Here is a 16,442-nt window from a genome sequence, read left to right on the forward strand (position 1 = left end):
TGTGGAGCCTGACTCACGGTTGTGGAAATACCTCTCCCGTGACCGGTGCCCATTTGCGAGATGGCGGAAAGGGACGCTGCATAGTAATCTCCGCACGCACGAAGCGTAATCCATTGCAATTGTTTTTAAGAATATATTTAGGATCCAAGCGTTTGAATCTTCAGCTTGCAGAAGTATGCTTGAAAACCTCTGTGTGAGAGCCTGAAAAATCACCCAACGGACCGCGAATCCCGAGGGACAAAAAAACCGCCACATTGCTGTTGGCGGTTTTTTTATTGCTGTGTGTCGTCTTAGTATCAGTAGAAATCGCAGGTCGCTTTCTCGGCCTGGTCCATCCACACCGGCTTCTCGCTGGTTTTCGCCCAGACGCGGTGCAGATAGCTGTAAAAACGTGCACGATCTTTCCAGAACAGCATCACCGGCAGGGCCAGTACACCAGCCACTACGGCGAAAGTGCGACGCATGAACACGATATGAGCCGGATACTCTTTATAAAGATCCATATTTTCTCCCCTATAGTTGGCCGGAAACGTCATCCGGAAAATTCAAAATCTGTGACCTGGCTAAAATAATATCGCTTTGTTTGTAATTTTACTACTCATCCGACCACTTATTTTCGTCTGTTTAGTGAAAATTTACCTTCACGCCGTAATTAAGTTACAAAAAAGTTAACGATTTACTTATCAATAGTTAAATTGTGGCTTTTGCCATTTTTATACTTTTTTTACACCCGCCCTTCTCATTTTTGCGAAATCTTTGCGCCGCAAATCCTACCGTTAGAGCAACAACAAAAGTCACCCGGAGGTGGATTGTGAGTGCAGGTCTTATTACCGGCATCGTGCTGGTGTTCCTGTTATTGGGTTATCTGGTTTATGCCCTGATTAACGCGGAGGCATTCTGATGGCTGCTCAGGCGTTTTTGCTTATTGCCAGCTTCTTAGCGGTATTGTTGGTTCTGGCAAGGCCGCTGGGATCGGTACTGGCACGGCTGATTAACAACGTCCCCTTGCCCGGCACGGGAAGCGTTGAAAAAGGGATCTGGCGTGTACTGGGAATCGACGATCGGGAGATGAACTGGCGTGAATACCTGTTCGCCATTCTGCTGCTCAATATCGCGGGGCTCATTGCGCTTTTTGCCATGCTAATGCTGCAGGGCAACCTGCCGCTGAATCCGCAACACTTACCGGGTTTGTCCTGGCATCTTGCGCTGAACACGGCGGTCAGCTTTGTCACCAACACCAACTGGCAGTCCTATGCCGGTGAAACCACGCTAAGCTACTTCAGCCAGATGGCCGGGTTAACCGTGCAGAATTTCCTCTCTGCTGCCAGCGGTATCGCGGTGATCTTTGCCCTGACGCGTGCGTTTGCGCGTCAAAAAATCAGTACCCTTGGAAATGCCTGGGTCGATTTGACACGCATTACCCTGTGGATCCTGCTGCCGATTGCGCTGCTGATCGCGCTGTTCTTTATTCAGCAAGGCTCCCTGCAAAACCTGCTGCCTTACACGTCATATACCACCCTTGAAGGCGCAAAACAGCTCCTGCCGATGGGCCCGGTGGCGTCACAGGAGGCCATCAAGATGCTGGGGACGAACGGGGGTGGTTTCTTTAACGCCAACTCGTCGCATCCGTTTGAGAACCCCACCGCACTAACCAATTTTGTGCAGATGCTGGCGATCTTCCTGATCCCCGCTGCGCTCTGCTTCGCCTTTGGCGACGTGGTCAACGATCGCCGTCAGGGGCGCACCCTGCTCTGGACCATGTCGCTTATCTTTGTAGTCTGCGTAGCGCTGGTGATGTGGGCCGAATGGCAGGGTAATCCGCACTTCCTTTCACTGGGTGCCGATAGCGCGATCAACATGGAAGGGAAAGAGAGCCGCTTTGGCATTCTCGCCAGCAGTCTGTATGCGGTGGTTACCACGGCAGCCTCTTGCGGGGCGGTTAACGCCATGCATGACTCGTTTACCGCACTGGGTGGCATGATCCCGATGTGGCTGATGCAGATTGGCGAAGTGGTGTTTGGCGGCGTGGGCTCCGGTCTTTACGGCATGCTGCTGTTCGTACTGCTGGCGGTGTTTATTGCCGGTCTGATGATTGGCCGCACACCGGAATACCTGGGGAAAAAAATCGACGTTCGCGAAATGAAATTAACCGCACTGGCGATTCTGGTCACCCCGGCGCTTGTACTGCTCGGCACCGCACTGGCGCTGATGACCGAGGCCGGACGCAGCGGCATTTTTAACCCCGGGATCCACGGCTTTAGCGAAGTGCTCTATGCCGTCTCCTCTGCCGCCAACAACAACGGCAGCGCCTTTGCAGGCTTAAGCGCCAACTCACCGTTCTGGAACTGTCTGCTGGCGTTCTGCATGTTTGTGGGTCGCTTCGGGATCATTGTGCCGGTTATGGCGATTGCCGGATCGCTGGTGAATAAAAAAATTCAACCGACCACTACCGGCACATTGCCGACCCACGGCGCGCTGTTTATCGGCCTGCTGACGGGCACCGTGTTGCTGGTCGGCGCCCTGACCTTTATCCCCGCCCTCGCGTTAGGCCCGGTCGCGGAATACCTCTCTTTACGCTGATTTTGCGGAGAAATTGTCATGAGTCGTAAACAACTGGCCCTGTTCGAACCGTCATTAGTTCGCCAGGCGCTCATGGATGCGGTGAAAAAACTCAGCCCGCGCGTGCAGTGGCACAACCCGGTGATGTTTATTGTCTGGGCGGGAAGCGTCCTGACCACCGCCCTGGCGATCGCCATGGGAACGGGCCACATGCCGGGAAACGCGATGTTTACCGGAGCCATCAGCCTGTGGCTGTGGTTTACCGTGCTGTTCGCCAACTTCGCAGAGGCGCTGGCGGAAGGCCGGAGTAAAGCCCAGGCCAACAGCCTGAAAGGAGTGAAAAAAACTGCCTTCGCGCGCAAGCTACGTGAACCAAAATACGGCGCGCAGATGGACCACGTTCCGGCGGATGAACTGCGTAAAGGCGATGTGGTGCTGGTGGAAGCGGGCGACATCATCCCCTGCGACGGGGAAGTTATTGAGGGGGGCGCATCGGTGGACGAAAGCGCCATCACCGGTGAATCTGCGCCGGTGATCCGTGAATCCGGCGGCGATTTCGCCTCCGTGACGGGCGGGACACGCATTCTCTCCGACTGGCTGGTGATCCAGTGCAGCGTTAACCCGGGAGAGACCTTCCTCGACAGGATGATCGCCATGGTGGAAGGCGCGCAGCGTCGGAAAACCCCTAACGAAATTGCGCTGACTATCCTGCTGGTGGCCTTGACCATCGTCTTCCTGCTGGCAACGGCAACGCTCTGGCCGTTCTCCGCCTATGGCGGCACCGCGGTCACCGTCACTGTTCTGGTGGCACTGCTGGTCTGTCTGATCCCCACCACCATTGGTGGTCTGCTGTCGGCCATCGGCGTGGCCGGTATGAGCCGCATGCTCGGTGCCAACGTCATCGCCACCAGCGGGCGGGCGGTGGAAGCCGCCGGTGACGTGGATGTCTTGCTGCTGGATAAAACCGGGACCATCACCCTGGGTAACCGCCAGGCGTCAGACTTCTTACCCGCCCCGGGCGTGGATGAAAAAACGCTGGCGGATGCCGCCCAGCTCTCTTCCCTTGCCGATGAAACCCCGGAAGGCCGCAGCATTGTGATCCTCGCCAAACAGCGCTTCAACCTGCGCCAGCGCGACGTGCAGAGCCTGCATGCCACTTTCGTGCCCTTCACGGCGCAAACCCGCATGAGCGGCATCAACATCCAGGATCGCATGATCCGTAAAGGTTCCGTTGACGCCATCCGTCGCCACATTGAGGCCAACAACGGTCATTTCCCACCGGAAGTGGACAGCCTGGTCGAGAGCGTGGCCCGTCAGGGGGCGACGCCGCTGGTGGTGGCCGAAGGGGCGCGCGTGCTCGGGGTCATTGCCCTGAAGGACATCGTCAAAGGCGGCATCAAAGAGCGCTTTGCCCAGCTGCGCAAGATGGGGATCAAAACGGTGATGATCACCGGGGATAACCGGCTGACTGCCGCGGCGATTGCCGCCGAAGCGGGCGTGGATGATTTTCTTTCCGAAGCCACCCCGGAAGCCAAACTGGCATTGATTCGTCAATATCAGGCGGAAGGCCGTCTGGTGGCGATGACCGGTGACGGGACCAACGATGCCCCTGCCCTCGCACAGGCTGACGTGGCGGTAGCGATGAACTCCGGTACCCAGGCCGCAAAAGAGGCGGGCAACATGGTCGACCTGGACTCCAACCCGACCAAGCTGATTGAAGTGGTGCACATCGGCAAGCAAATGCTGATGACACGCGGTTCGCTGACCACGTTCAGCATCGCCAACGACGTGGCGAAGTATTTCGCCATCATTCCGGCCGCGTTTGCTGCGACTTATCCGCAGTTAAACGCGCTGAATGTGATGCATCTGCACTCCCCAGCCTCGGCCATTCTGAGCGCAGTGATTTTTAACGCCCTGATTATTGTCTTCCTGATCCCGCTGGCGCTGAAAGGCGTGAGCTATAAGCCGCTCACCGCCGCCGCCATGCTGCGCCGTAACCTGTGGATTTACGGCCTGGGCGGGCTGGTGGTGCCCTTCATCGGTATCAAGGTTATTGACCTGCTGTTGACGCTGTTCGGCCTGGTTTAAAAGGTGAATCAAATGACGATGTTACGCCCCGCTATACTTCTGTTTATTCTGCTGTCTCTTATTACCGGCGGGTTGTACCCGCTGGTGACCACCGCGCTGGGCCAGTGGTGGTTTAAGGATCGGGCCAACGGCTCGCTGATTATGCAAAATGGAGAAAACCGCGGTTCGCGCCTGATTGGTCAGAACTTTACGGATGCCCGCTACTTCCAGGGACGCCCTTCCGCCACTGCCGAAAGCCCGTATAATCCGATGGCATCCGGCGGCAGTAACCTGGCGGGCAGCAACCCTGAGCTGGACAAAGCCGTCACTGAGCGCGTGGCCGCTCTTCGCGCCGCTAATCCACAGGCCAGTCAGCATGTTCCCGTGGAGCTGGTAACCGCCTCGGCCAGCGGGCTGGACTATAGCCTGACGCCGGCAGCGGTGGCATGGCAGATCCCGCGCGTCGCCGCTGCCCGTCAGTTGACCGTTGAGCAGGTTATCCAGCTTGTTGCCGAGCACACGCAAAAGCCGCTGGTCAGCTTTATCGGCATGCCCGTGGTAAATATTGTTGAGCTGAATCTGGCGCTGGACGCGCTAAGGAAAAACTAAATGACCGACGAGCCCATGCGCCCGGATCCGGACAGGCTGCTCGAACAAACAGCTGAAGCCCATCGCGGCAAACTGAAAATTTTCTTTGGCGCCTGCGCAGGCGTCGGGAAAACCTTCGCCATGCTGACAGAAGCCCAGCGGCTTCGGGCGCAGGGGCTCGATATTCTGATCGGCGTGGTTGAAACCCACGGCCGCAAAGAGACCGCATCGCTGCTGAAGGGGCTGGCCACTCAGCCGCCCCGACGCATCAGTCATCGTGGTCGGTTAGTCACCGAATTCGATCTCGATGCCGCCCTCGCCCGCCGTCCCGCCCTTATCCTGATGGACGAACTGGCGCACAGCAATGCGCCAGGCTCACGCCATCCAAAACGCTGGCAGGACGTGGAAGAGTTACTGGAAGCCGGCATCGATGTATTCACGACGGTTAACGTTCAGCATCTCGAAAGCCTGAACGACGTGGTGAGCGGCGTGACCGGCATTCAGGTCCGTGAGACGGTGCCCGATCCCTTCTTTGATTCCGCGGACGAAGTGGTGCTGGTCGACCTGCCCCCCGATGATTTGCGCCAGCGCCTGCATGAAGGCAAAGTCTATATCGCCGGTCAGGCCGAACGCGCCATCGAACATTTCTTCCGTAAAGGCAACCTGATTGCCCTGCGCGAGCTGGCCCTGCGCCGCACCGCCGACCGGGTGGACGATCAAATGCGCGCCTGGCGTGACCTGCAGGGACAGGAACGCGTCTGGCATACGCGGGACGCCATCCTGCTGTGCGTGGGGCACGGCAGCGGCAATGAAAAACTTGTCCGCACCGCCGCTCGCCTGGCGGCCAAGTTTGGCAGCGTCTGGCACGCGGTGTATGTCGAAACGCCGCAGCTGCACGCGCTGCCTGAAAACCAGCGTCGCGCTATTCTGAGTTCTCTGCGCCTGGCGCAGGAGCTGGGCGCGGAAACCGCCACCCTTTCCGATCCTCAGGAAGATAAAGCCATTCTGCGCTACGCGCGTGAGCATAACCTGGGGAAAATCGTGATTGGCCGTCGCCAGCATCGCCGCTGGTTTAGCCGCGAATCCTTTGCCGATAAACTGGCCCACCGCGCGCCGGATCTGGATCTGGTGATCGTGGCGCTGGATGACAAACCCACGCCGTTACCCAACCGCGCACCGGACAGCCGCACCTTCAGCGATAAGTGGCGCATTCAGCTCCGCGGCTGTCTTGTGGCCGTGGTGCTCTGTGCCCTGATCACCGTCATTGCCAGCCAGTGGCTGATAGCCTTTGATGCCGCCAACCTGGTGATGATCTACCTTCTTGGCGTGGTGGTGGTGGCGCTCTTTTACGGGCGCTGGCCGTCGGTACTGGCGACGGTTATCAACGTCATCAGCTTCGATCTGTTCTTTATTGCCCCCCGCGGAACGCTCGCCGTGTCGGATGTGCAGTACATACTCACCTTTGCGGTAATGCTCACCGTCGGGCTGGTGATCGGGAATCTGACGGCGGGCGTACGCTATCAGGCGCGTATCGCCCGCTACCGCGAACAGCGCACCCGCCATCTCTATGAGATGTCGAAATCGCTGGCGGTGGGCCGTACCCCGCTGGATATTGTGCAGACCAGCGAGCAGTTTATCCGCTCGACGTTTCATGCCAGCAACCTGATTTTACTCCCGGACGAACATGGCAAGCTGCGCCCGCTGACGTCGGCCTCGGGCATGACGCCCTGGGACGAGGCTATCGCGCGCTGGAGCTTTGACAAAGGGTTACCGGCTGGCGCAGGGACCGACACCCTGCCCGGCGTGCCCTATCAAATTCTGCCCCTGCGCAGTGCCGATAAAAATCAGGGGCTGGTCATCGTTGAGCCCTCCAACCTGCGCCAGCTGATGATCCCTGAACAGCAGCGGCTGCTGGAAACCTTCACCCTGCTGGTGGCCAGCGCGCTGGAACGGCTGGCGCTCACCGCCAGCGAAGAGCAGGCCCGGCTGGCAAGCGAACGTGAAAGTATTCGTAACTCGCTGCTGGCGGCGCTGTCTCATGACCTTCGAACCCCGCTCACCGTCCTGTTTGGTCAGTCAGAAATCCTGACGCTGGACCTGGCGGCGGAAGGCTCTAAACACGCCCTTCAGGCCAGCGAGATCCGCCAGCACGTGCTGAATACCACGCGCCTGGTGAATAACCTGCTTGATATGGCGCGTATCCAGTCAGGCGGTTTTAACCTCAAAAAAGAGTGGCTCACGCTTGAAGAGGTGGTAGGCAGCGCCCTGAAAATGCTCGAGCCTGGCCTCGGTGGGCGGCATATCGCGCTCAACATGCCCGAGCCACTCACCCTGATTCACGTTGATGGCCCGCTGTTTGAACGCGTGCTGATCAACCTGCTGGAAAATGCCGGCAAATATGCCGGTGCCAGTGCACGGATTGGCGTGGATGCGACGGTGGAAGAAGGAACGCTGCATCTTGACGTCTGGGATACTGGTCCGGGCATTCCTGCCGGACAAGAGCTGGCTATTTTTGAAAAATTCGCGCGCGGCAATAAGGAGTCGGCCATTCCGGGCGTTGGGCTGGGGCTGGCCATTTGCCAGGCGATCATTGACGTTCACGGCGGGTCCATTTCCGCAGAGAATCGTCCGGAAGGCGGTGCGCGTTTTTGTGTTACACTTCCTCTGGAAACCCCGCCAGAACTTAATGAATTACCAGAGGATTTGTGATCAACGTTCTGATTGTTGAAGATGAGATCGCCATTAGTCGGTTTCTGCGCGCGGCGCTGGAAGGAGATGGCCTGCGCGTGCATGATGCAGGTACGCTTCAGCGGGGTTTAATTGAAGCCGCCACCCGCAAACCGGACCTGGTGATCCTCGATCTTGGTCTACCGGACGGCGACGGCATCGATTTCATTCGGGAAGTCCGCCAGTGGAGCCAGATGCCGATTCTGGTGCTCTCCGCCCGCACAGAAGAGACGGATAAAATTGCCGCGCTGGATGCCGGGGCGGATGACTACCTGATTAAACCCTTTGGTATCGGCGAACTGCAGGCACGCCTTCGCGTGGCGCTGCGTCGTCACAGTGCCTCTACACCTGCCGACCCCACTTACACGTTTGGTGATATCCGGGTTGATCTTGCCGCGCGACGCATTGTGCGCGGTGAAGAGGAGATCCATCTCACGCCAATCGAGTTTCGCCTCCTCGCCGTGCTGCTCAACAACCACGGCAAGGTGCTCACCCAACGCCAGCTATTAAGTCAGGTATGGGGCCCCAATGCCGTAGAACATAGTCACTATTTGCGCATATATATGGGGCACCTTCGTCAGAAACTCGAAATCGATCCCGCTCGCCCTCGCCATTTATTAACTGAAACCGGTATCGGTTATCGGTTTATGCTCTGAATAACTATTCATTTTATTTTAAATAAAAACAAAACCAACCAGAAAAATAGTCCAAAAATAACTCACCGTTATTTTATCGGGTTATTTTCGCTCATTTAAGACATTAACAATACAATCCATTAACAGACCATCAACAAATCAGCATTTTGATCTGCGATATTCATCAAAAACGAATATTTATTTCTGATTTGATCGGTTAACGGTGATCTGTTTCACAGTTAATCGCCTTTTCCTGGATAAAATGACCATGCTTTCAATTACTGAAAGGAAAATGAAACATGGAAAACAACAATCGTTTAATGCCCCATATAAGGCGGACAACACATATCATGATGTTTGCCCACCGAAACTGCTTTGACTTTCATCTCTTTAATGCCCGGTAGTCCTTCGACTTCTGGCGCACTCGCTTACAGGTTATCCTGAAACTCCCTATTTTACAGGCTGTTGCCTGTAACCTCGTGCGCTCATTTAACGTGATTCAGACTCATCCGCACCAGGCGGACTGAATTGCCATCATAAAAAAGCAATTCACTGATTTTTAATCAGCGGCCTCCTTTTGCTTTTTTTTCCGGAAAATTATCGATTTCTTTTTTGCAAGAAATCGAGGCTTTTATTACCTAAAATAAAGAGAGAAAGATGAACAGTTTAAAAATTGCAGCCAGCCGTGCCTGTCCGGATTGTTTTACCACCCAGCGTGAACTGGTGGATGTGCGGGCCTCGGATTATATTGATGTTGCCGCTATTGTTCTGGCCGTCAGCGATATTACCGACGGTATACTGGACGAAATAGAAGCCACCGGATTTGGTATTCCTGTTTTTGTCGCGACGCACAAAGAAGAGATCATCCCGGCAGACTATTTATCACGCATTCATGGCGTATTTGAATATTCAGACACCAGCAACGACTTTTATGGACGTCAACTTGAAGCGGCAGCGCAGAAGTATGAAACCCAGCTGCGCCCGCCGTTTTTCCGCGCCCTGGTCGATTATGTGAAACAGGGCAACAGCGCGTTTGACTGCCCGGGGCATCAGGGCGGGCAATTCTTCCGCCGTCACCCTGCCGGGAACCAGTTTGTCGACTTCTTTGGCGAGACGCTTTTCCGTGCCGATCTGTGCAACGCCGACGTGGCGATGGGCGACCTGCTGATCCACGAAGGCGCACCGTGCATCGCCCAGCAGCATGCGGCCAAAGTCTTTAATGCCGATAAGACTTACTTCGTACTGAATGGCACTTCATCATCTAACAAAGTGGTGCTTAACGCCCTGCTCACGCCGGGTGACCTGGTCTTGTTCGACCGTAACAACCATAAATCCAACCATCACGGTGCCCTCCTTCAGGCAGGCGCTACGCCGGTCTATCTGGAAACCGCGCGCAACCCGTACGGTTTTATCGGTGGTATTGACGCCCACTGCTTTGATGAACGTTATCTGCGCGAGCTTGTGGCAGAGGTGGCGCCTGGCCGTGCACGCGATGCGCGTCCGTTCCGCCTGGCGGTGATCCAGCTGGGTACCTACGATGGCACCATCTATAACGCCCGTCAGGTGGTGGATAAGATTGGTCATCTGTGCGATTACATCCTGTTTGACTCGGCCTGGGTGGGTTACGAGCAGTTTATTCCGATGATGGCCGACTGCTCTCCCCTGCTGCTGGATCTGAACGAAAACGATCCGGGGATCCTGGTGACCCAGTCTGTGCACAAACAGCAGGCGGGCTTCTCCCAGACCTCGCAAATCCACAAGAAAGACAGCCACATCAAAGGCCAGCAGCGCTATGTCCCGCATAAGCGGCTGAATAACGCCTTTATGATGCACGCCTCCACCAGCCCGTTCTATCCGCTGTTTGCCGCGCTGGACATCAACGCCCGGATGCATGAAGGACAGAGCGGCCGCAACATGTGGATGGATTGCGTGGTGAACGGTATCGAAGCGCGAAAATTAATTCTGGAGAACTGCCACTACCTGCGTCCGTTCGTACCCGAAACGGTAGATGGTCGTCCCTGGGTAAGCTGGGACACGGCGGAAATTGCGACCGACCTGCGTTTCTTCCATTTCGTGCCGGGTGAACATTGGCACGCTTTTGAAGGCTACGCTGAGCACCAGTATTTTATCGACCCGTGCAAGCTCTTGCTGACCACGCCGGGCATTAACGCCCGCACCGGCGAGTATGACAATTTTGGCGTGCCTGCCACTATCCTCGCCAACTTCCTGCGTGAAAATGGCATTGTGCCGGAGAAATGCGATCTCAACTCGATCCTGTTCCTGCTCACGCCAGCGGAAGATATGGGCAAACTGCAGCAGCTGGTGGCACAGCTGGTCCGCTTCGAAAAACTGCTCGAGAGTGATGCCCCGCTAAAAGAGGTGCTGCCTTCCATCTGCAGACAACATCCGGATCGCTACGCGGATTACACCCTGCGCCAGATCTGCCAGGAGATGCATGACCTGTACGCCCGCCACAACGTGAAACAGCTACAGAAAGAGATGTTCCGCAAATCTCACTTCCCGCGCGTGATGATGAACCCGCAGGACGCGAACTACGCCTATCTGCGCGGAGAAGTGGAACTGGTCTCCCTGCGCGACGCGGAAGGCCGCATCGCCGCTGAAGGCGCCCTTCCTTATCCGCCAGGGGTGCTATGCGTTGTCCCGGGGGAAGTCTGGGGCGGTTCCGTGCTGCGCTACTTTGCCGCGCTGGAAGAAGGCATCAACCTGTTACCGGGCTTTGCGCCCGAGCTGCAGGGGGTCTACGTCGAAGAGTGCGAGGGTCGCAAACAGGTTCGCTGCAATGTCATCAAACAACCCGCCGCTCAGCCCGCGCTGCTGAAAGGAGAGACATTATGAGTAAGTCCAATAAGATGGGCGTAATGCAGCTCACCATCCTCACTATGGTGAATATGATGGGATCGGGGATCATCATGCTGCCCACCAAGCTTGCAGAAGTGGGGACCATTTCGATTATCTCCTGGCTGGTGACCGCCTTAGGTTCAATGGCGCTGGCATGGGCGTTTGCCAAGTGCGGAATGTTCAGCCGCAAGTCAGGCGGTATGGGGGGCTATGCCGAATATGCCTTTGGTAAGTCCGGCAACTTTATGGCCAACTATACCTACGGGGTGTCACTGCTAATCGCTAACGTGGCCATTGCTATTTCCGCCGTCGGTTACGGCACAGAGCTGTTTGGCGCGACGCTTAGCCCGGTACAGATTGGTTTAGCCACCATCGGCGTGCTGTGGATCTGCACCGTGGCCAACTTTGGCGGCGCGCGCATCACCGGCCAGCTCAGCAGCATCACCGTCTGGGGCGTAATCATCCCGGTTGTCGGCCTGTGCATCATCGGCTGGTTCTGGTTCAGCCCGACCCTGTACGCTAACTCCTGGAACCCGCACCATGTACCGTTCTTTACCGCAGTGGGCTCTTCTATCGCCATGACGCTATGGGCCTTCCTCGGCCTGGAATCCGCCTGTGCGAATGCGGAAGTGGTGGAGAACCCGGAAAAGAACGTCCCGATTGCCGTTCTCGGCGGCACGCTCGGCGCGGCGGTGATCTATATCGTCTCGACGAACGTGATTGCAGGCATCGTGCCGAACATGGACCTGGCAAACTCCACGGCGCCGTTCGGGCTGGCTTTTGCGCAGATGTTCACTCCAGGCGTCGGGAAAGTGATCATGGGTCTGATGGTGATGTCCTGCTGCGGGTCACTTCTCGGCTGGCAGTTTACTATCGCTCAGGTATTTAAATCTTCGGCTGATGAAGGCTACTTCCCGAAAATCTTCTCCCGCGTGACCAAAGCCGATGCGCCGGTGCAGGGCATGTTAGCGATTGTCATCTTCCAGAGCGGATTGTCGCTGATGACCATCAGCCCGTCGCTGAACAGCCAGTTCAACGTGCTGGTCAACCTGGCGGTCGTGACGAATATCATTCCATATATTCTGTCGATGGCGGCGCTGGTGATTATCCAGAAGGTCGCGAAAGTGGAACCACGCAAAGCGCGCGCGGCGAACATCGTGGCGTTGATTGGGGCGATTTACAGCTTCTATGCGCTCTACTCATCCGGGCAGGAGGCGATGCTGTATGGTGCGATGGTGACCTTTATGGGCTGGACGCTGTACGGTCTGGTGTCACCACGGTTTGAATTGAAGAATAAGCACAGTTAAAAAAAAGCCCGGTGGCGCTAGCGCTTACCGGGCCTACGATCGTTGTTGTAGGCCGGGCAAACGCAGTGCCGCCCGGCACACAAACCGCACTTACGCGTTTTTCAGCACTTCGCTGACAATCTCTACCGCTTCTTTCTCAATCTGCTGACGGTGCTCAGCGCCAAGGAAACTTTCGCAATAGATTTTATACGCATCTTCCGTACCGGATGGACGTGCCGCGAACCAGCCGTTGTCGGTCATCACTTTCAGTCCGCCAATGGATGCACCGTTACCCGGTGCCGCCGTCAAACGGGCAGTGATCGGGTCGCCCGCCAGGGTGCTTGCGCTGACCATCTCAGGAGAGAGTTTCGACAGCGCCGCTTTCTGGGCAGACGTCGCGCTGGCCTGAATACGGTTATAGCTCGGCGCACCAAAGCGTGCCGCCAGGTCGTTATAATGTTCCTGCGGGTTTTTACCGGTGACCGCGGTGATTTCCGCCGCCAGCAGGCACATGATGATGCCGTCTTTATCGGTTGACCACGGCGTGCCGTCGAAGCGCAGGAAAGATGCCCCCGCGCTCTCTTCACCACCGAAGCCGAAGCTGCCGTCGTGCAGACCGTCAACAAACCATTTGAAGCCAACCGGTACTTCCACCAGCTTGCGCCCCAGCGCATCGACCACGCGGTCGATCATGGCTGAAGAGACCAGCGTCTTACCGACAGCCACCTCTTTGCCCCACTGCGGACGGTGCTGGAACAGGTAGTTAATCGCAACCGCCAGATAGTGGTTCGGGTTCATCAGTCCGGCCGGGGTGACAATACCGTGGCGGTCATAATCCGGGTCGTTAGCAAACGCCAGGTCGAATTTATCGCGCAGCGCCAGCAGGCCCGCCATGGCACACTCTGAGGAACAGTCCATACGGATCGCGCCATCTTTATCGAGGTGCATAAAGCGGAAGGTCTGATCGACGTGATCGTTCACGATGGTCAGGTCCAGCTTGTAATGCTCTGCGATACGTTTCCAGTATTCAATACCGGAGCCGCCCAGCGGATCCACGCCCAGCTTCAGCCCGGCTTTCTGAATCGCCGCCATATCGACGATATCCGCCAGCCCTTCCACGAACGGCTGAACCAGATCCTGTTCTTTCACGTGACCCGATGCCATGGCGGCATCCAGAGAAATACGTTTCACGCCTTTCAGGCCATCTGCCAGCAAGGCGTTGGCGCGATCTTCCACCACTTTGGTGACGTTGGTGTCAGCCGGACCACCGTTAGGCGGGTTGTATTTGATGCCGCCGTCTTCCGGCGGGTTGTGGGATGGCGTGATAACGATGCCGTCCGCCAGCGCGCCACCTTTTTTGTTGTGCACAAGGATAGCGTTAGAGACCGCAGGCGTTGGGGTAAAACCGTTGTTCTCCTGAACAATCACATCGACACCGTTTGCCACCAGCACTTCCAGCACCGAAATAAAGGCAGGTTCAGACAGTGCATGGGTATCTTTCCCCACGTAGCACGGACCGGTAACGCCGTTTTTAGCGCGCTCTTCTGCAATGGCCTGAGCAATGGCCAGAATGTGCGGTTCGTTAAAGCTGTGGCGCGCCGCGCTACCGCGGTGGCCAGATGTACCAAACTTCACTGCGTGTTCTGCGTTGCCCACGACCGGTTTCAGCACGTAATACTGCGCGGTCAGCTGAGCGACGTTAATCAAATCGCTTTGTTGTGCAGGTTGGCCTGCACGGCTGTGATTTGCCATTACCGGGTCCTTCTGATGCAAGGGTTAAATTGTACCGCAAACCTTTTCAGTCAATTCCGCCGGGAACTGCATGGACTGCATGATGTGTTCAATCATGCTGCACTTGCGGCCCGTATTGGTATTGGTGATCACCCAGTACGGAGTGCCAGGGACATGTTTGGGTTTGGTTTGGTTGCCATTTTGCAGCAGCGTCTGCTCATCACCCGCGAAATAGACGCGAGTACGACCGTGAAGCGACTCGGTCGCCTCAGCAAACGCATTGTTATCCAGTGAATAAAGTGTAGACAGCACCAGCATAAAGCGATTAACCGCCTTTTTCTGCTCCGCATATTCATCGGACAGGAGCAGCTCGCGCATCGCGCGCACTTTATCTTTTGCCGGTGTCACGGCAGGTTTTGCTTGTGCGACAACGCCCGGCTGAGACACGACATCTTTGGTGACTGGGGTAGCAGGCTGTGAAGCGGCGGAAATTTTAAGCATGCGCCGTAAAATGTCGGACGCGCTCTCCCCGATATGCCGCGTCTGGCTGGCAATATACTGATAGAGTTCGTCATCAACTTCGATTGTTTTCATCTTAATCCAGTGCGATATCTTATCTGAATACAAGTCATTGGGATTATAAGGTCAAATCCCAACAGCGGATAGCGTCAAACCAGGTTGGCCACAAAAGTCAGATTAAACTGGAACCTTGCAGCCGGGCGGCAGAATGGTCAACATGATACCCTAACCTGACATACGTAAAAAAAGAACTTTGCCATGAAATTGAATACCCGAGCGCAAACTGCACAATCGCCGAACAATAATTCTCCCATCGTACTGGTTCACGGGCTTTTTGGCAGTCTGGATAACCTGGGCGTGCTGGCGCGCGATCTGGTTACTGACCACGATATTTTGCAGGTCGATATGCGCAATCACGGTCTTTCCGGGCGTTCAGACGAGATGACCTATGCCGCGATGGCGCAGGATCTGCTGGATACGCTGGACGCCAACGGCCTGCAGAAGGTAACCCTCATCGGGCATTCAATGGGCGGCAAAGCGGTGATGGCCCTGACGGCGCGTGCGCCGGAGCGTATTAACGGCCTGGTGGTGATTGATGTCGCGCCTGTCGATTACGACGTTCGCCGTCATGACGACATTTTTGCCGCCATCAATGCGGTCACCGAAGCGGGTGTCGCGACCCGCCAACAGGCGGCGGCCGTCATGCGTGACCATCTGGATGAAGAAGGCGTTGTGCAGTTCCTGTTGAAATCGTTTGTGGACGGACAATGGCGTTTTAACGTGCCGGTGCTCTGGGCGCAGTACAACAACATCGTGGGCTGGGAAACGGTACCGGCCTGGCCACACCCTACCCTCTTCATTCGTGGCGGTAACTCTCCTTATGTTACCGACGCGTACCGCGAGGCCATACTGGCGCAATTCCCGCAGGCGCGTGCCCACGTCATTGCCGGTGCCGGACACTGGGTTCATGCCGAAAAACCTGACGCCGTGTTGCGTGCCATTCGTCGCTATCTCTCTGATACGGCAAATTGATTAAAAAGAGAGCGACTGGAAGACTGCGGGCTTCCAGTCGTTGGCGCGCCGTTTTTGGTGATGTATGATGGCGCGCTTATCGCCCGGGCATTAGCAGGGCGGCGTGTTTCCCCCGAAGTCTCAGAATCATGGCCAAAGAACAAACGGACCGTACGACACTAGATCTGTTCGCGAATGAGCGTCGCCCGGGACGACCCAAGACGAATCCGCTTTCGCGCGATGAACAGCTGCGTATCAATAAACGCAATCAGCTTAAACGCGATAAAAATCGTGGGCTTAAGCGTGTCGAACTGAAGCTTAACGCCGACGCCGTCGATGCGCTGAACGAGCTGGCTGACGCGCGCAATATCAGCCGCAGCGAACTCATTGAAGAGATGTTGATCGCCCAGCTTGAGACGTTGCGCAGCCAGGCATAAGTCTGAAAATCCCCTTAATGACC

The 16,442-nt window shown here is 56.3% G+C and carries 14 protein-coding genes; 11 read left to right on the forward strand and 3 right to left on the reverse strand.

What is annotated here, in order from left to right:
- Positions 1-296: 296 nt before the first annotated feature.
- A complete protein-coding gene (locus tag EKN83_RS21435; protein WP_014069366.1) occupies positions 297-503 on the reverse strand; it encodes a YbfA family protein in 207 nt (68 codons plus the stop codon).
- A gap of 308 nt (positions 504-811) precedes the next feature.
- On the opposite strand from EKN83_RS21435, the gene kdpF reads away from it, so the two are divergent.
- The 9 genes from kdpF (at position 812) to potE (ending at position 12,742) form a co-directional block, all read left to right on the forward strand.
- On the forward strand, positions 812-901 hold the full coding sequence (kdpF, locus tag EKN83_RS21440) for a K(+)-transporting ATPase subunit F (protein WP_015386886.1): 90 nt from the start codon (positions 812-814) through the stop codon (positions 899-901).
- Entirely contained in the window at positions 901-2,580 is a 1,680-nt protein-coding gene (gene kdpA / locus EKN83_RS21445; RefSeq protein WP_025756366.1) for a potassium-transporting ATPase subunit KdpA, read from the forward strand. The genes kdpF and kdpA overlap by 1 nt, the downstream gene beginning before the upstream one ends.
- An 18-nt stretch (positions 2,581-2,598) precedes the next feature.
- A complete protein-coding gene (gene kdpB, locus EKN83_RS21450; RefSeq protein WP_045286153.1) occupies positions 2,599-4,647 on the forward strand; it encodes a potassium-transporting ATPase subunit KdpB in 2,049 nt (682 codons plus the stop codon).
- A 12-nt stretch (positions 4,648-4,659) separates the two neighbouring features.
- Complete coding sequence (gene kdpC, locus EKN83_RS21455) at positions 4,660-5,235, forward strand: potassium-transporting ATPase subunit KdpC (RefSeq protein ID WP_126801669.1); 576 nt, start codon at positions 4,660-4,662, stop codon at positions 5,233-5,235.
- On the forward strand, positions 5,236-7,923 hold the full coding sequence (kdpD, locus tag EKN83_RS21460; protein ID WP_045286152.1) for a two-component system sensor histidine kinase KdpD: 2,688 nt from the start codon (positions 5,236-5,238) through the stop codon (positions 7,921-7,923).
- Positions 7,920-8,597: a two-component system response regulator KdpE gene (gene kdpE, locus EKN83_RS21465; RefSeq protein ID WP_025756362.1), complete on the forward strand. Its 678-nt coding sequence runs from the start codon at positions 7,920-7,922 to the stop codon at positions 8,595-8,597. Before kdpD ends, kdpE begins: the two co-directional genes overlap by 4 nt.
- Before the next feature lie 278 nt (positions 8,598-8,875).
- Complete coding sequence (gene speFL, locus EKN83_RS21470; protein ID WP_003858645.1) at positions 8,876-8,980, forward strand: leader peptide SpeFL; 105 nt, start codon at positions 8,876-8,878, stop codon at positions 8,978-8,980.
- Between the two features lie 253 nt (positions 8,981-9,233).
- Positions 9,234-11,432: an ornithine decarboxylase SpeF gene (gene speF / locus EKN83_RS21475; protein ID WP_126801670.1), complete on the forward strand. Its 2,199-nt coding sequence runs from the start codon at positions 9,234-9,236 to the stop codon at positions 11,430-11,432.
- Entirely contained in the window at positions 11,429-12,742 is a 1,314-nt protein-coding gene (gene potE / locus EKN83_RS21480; protein WP_059386050.1) for a putrescine-ornithine antiporter, read from the forward strand. Before speF ends, potE begins: the two co-directional genes overlap by 4 nt.
- A 90-nt stretch (positions 12,743-12,832) precedes the next feature.
- Here potE and pgm read toward each other — a convergent pair whose 3' ends face one another.
- Together pgm and seqA are read right to left on the reverse strand one after the other, a co-directional pair.
- A complete protein-coding gene (gene pgm / locus EKN83_RS21485; RefSeq protein WP_025756359.1) occupies positions 12,833-14,473 on the reverse strand; it encodes a phosphoglucomutase (alpha-D-glucose-1,6-bisphosphate-dependent) in 1,641 nt (546 codons plus the stop codon).
- Between the two features lie 24 nt (positions 14,474-14,497).
- Positions 14,498-15,046, reverse strand: a complete 549-nt coding sequence (seqA, locus tag EKN83_RS21490; protein WP_025756358.1) for a replication initiation negative regulator SeqA — start codon at positions 15,044-15,046, stop codon at positions 14,498-14,500.
- A 183-nt stretch (positions 15,047-15,229) separates the two neighbouring features.
- Between seqA and ybfF the strand changes: the two genes are divergently transcribed.
- Both ybfF and ybfE read left to right on the forward strand, forming a co-directional pair.
- A complete protein-coding gene (gene ybfF, locus EKN83_RS21495; RefSeq protein WP_126801671.1) occupies positions 15,230-16,003 on the forward strand; it encodes an esterase in 774 nt (257 codons plus the stop codon).
- A 128-nt stretch (positions 16,004-16,131) separates the two neighbouring features.
- Complete coding sequence (gene ybfE / locus EKN83_RS21500) at positions 16,132-16,419, forward strand: LexA regulated protein (protein ID WP_023334913.1); 288 nt, start codon at positions 16,132-16,134, stop codon at positions 16,417-16,419.
- The last annotated feature ends 23 nt before the right edge of the window (positions 16,420-16,442 follow it).

It is taken from the genome of Enterobacter sp. WCHEn090032, from assembly GCF_003986875.1.
GTDB lineage: Bacteria > Pseudomonadota > Gammaproteobacteria > Enterobacterales > Enterobacteriaceae > Enterobacter > Enterobacter sichuanensis.

Excerpts from the sequence above, each read along its gene's own strand:
- ybfF (WP_126801671.1), top strand. The coding sequence starts at position 15,230 with ATGAAATTGAATACCCGAGCGCAAACTGCACAATCGCCGAACAATAAT.
- seqA (WP_025756358.1), bottom strand. The coding sequence starts at position 15,046 with ATGAAAACAATCGAAGTTGATGACGAACTCTATCAGTATATTGCCAGC.
- speFL (WP_003858645.1), top strand. The coding sequence starts at position 8,876 with ATGGAAAACAACAATCGTTTAATGCCCCATATAAGGCGGACAACACAT.
- speF (WP_126801670.1), top strand. The coding sequence starts at position 9,234 with ATGAACAGTTTAAAAATTGCAGCCAGCCGTGCCTGTCCGGATTGTTTT.
- kdpB (WP_045286153.1), top strand. The coding sequence starts at position 2,599 with ATGAGTCGTAAACAACTGGCCCTGTTCGAACCGTCATTAGTTCGCCAG.
- ybfE (WP_023334913.1), top strand. The coding sequence starts at position 16,132 with ATGGCCAAAGAACAAACGGACCGTACGACACTAGATCTGTTCGCGAAT.
- pgm (WP_025756359.1), bottom strand. The coding sequence starts at position 14,473 with ATGGCAAATCACAGCCGTGCAGGCCAACCTGCACAACAAAGCGATTTG.
- kdpC (WP_126801669.1), top strand. The coding sequence starts at position 4,660 with ATGACGATGTTACGCCCCGCTATACTTCTGTTTATTCTGCTGTCTCTT.
- kdpA (WP_025756366.1), top strand. The coding sequence starts at position 901 with ATGGCTGCTCAGGCGTTTTTGCTTATTGCCAGCTTCTTAGCGGTATTG.
- kdpD (WP_045286152.1), top strand. The coding sequence starts at position 5,236 with ATGACCGACGAGCCCATGCGCCCGGATCCGGACAGGCTGCTCGAACAA.
- potE (WP_059386050.1), top strand. The coding sequence starts at position 11,429 with ATGAGTAAGTCCAATAAGATGGGCGTAATGCAGCTCACCATCCTCACT.
- EKN83_RS21435 (WP_014069366.1), bottom strand. The coding sequence starts at position 503 with ATGGATCTTTATAAAGAGTATCCGGCTCATATCGTGTTCATGCGTCGC.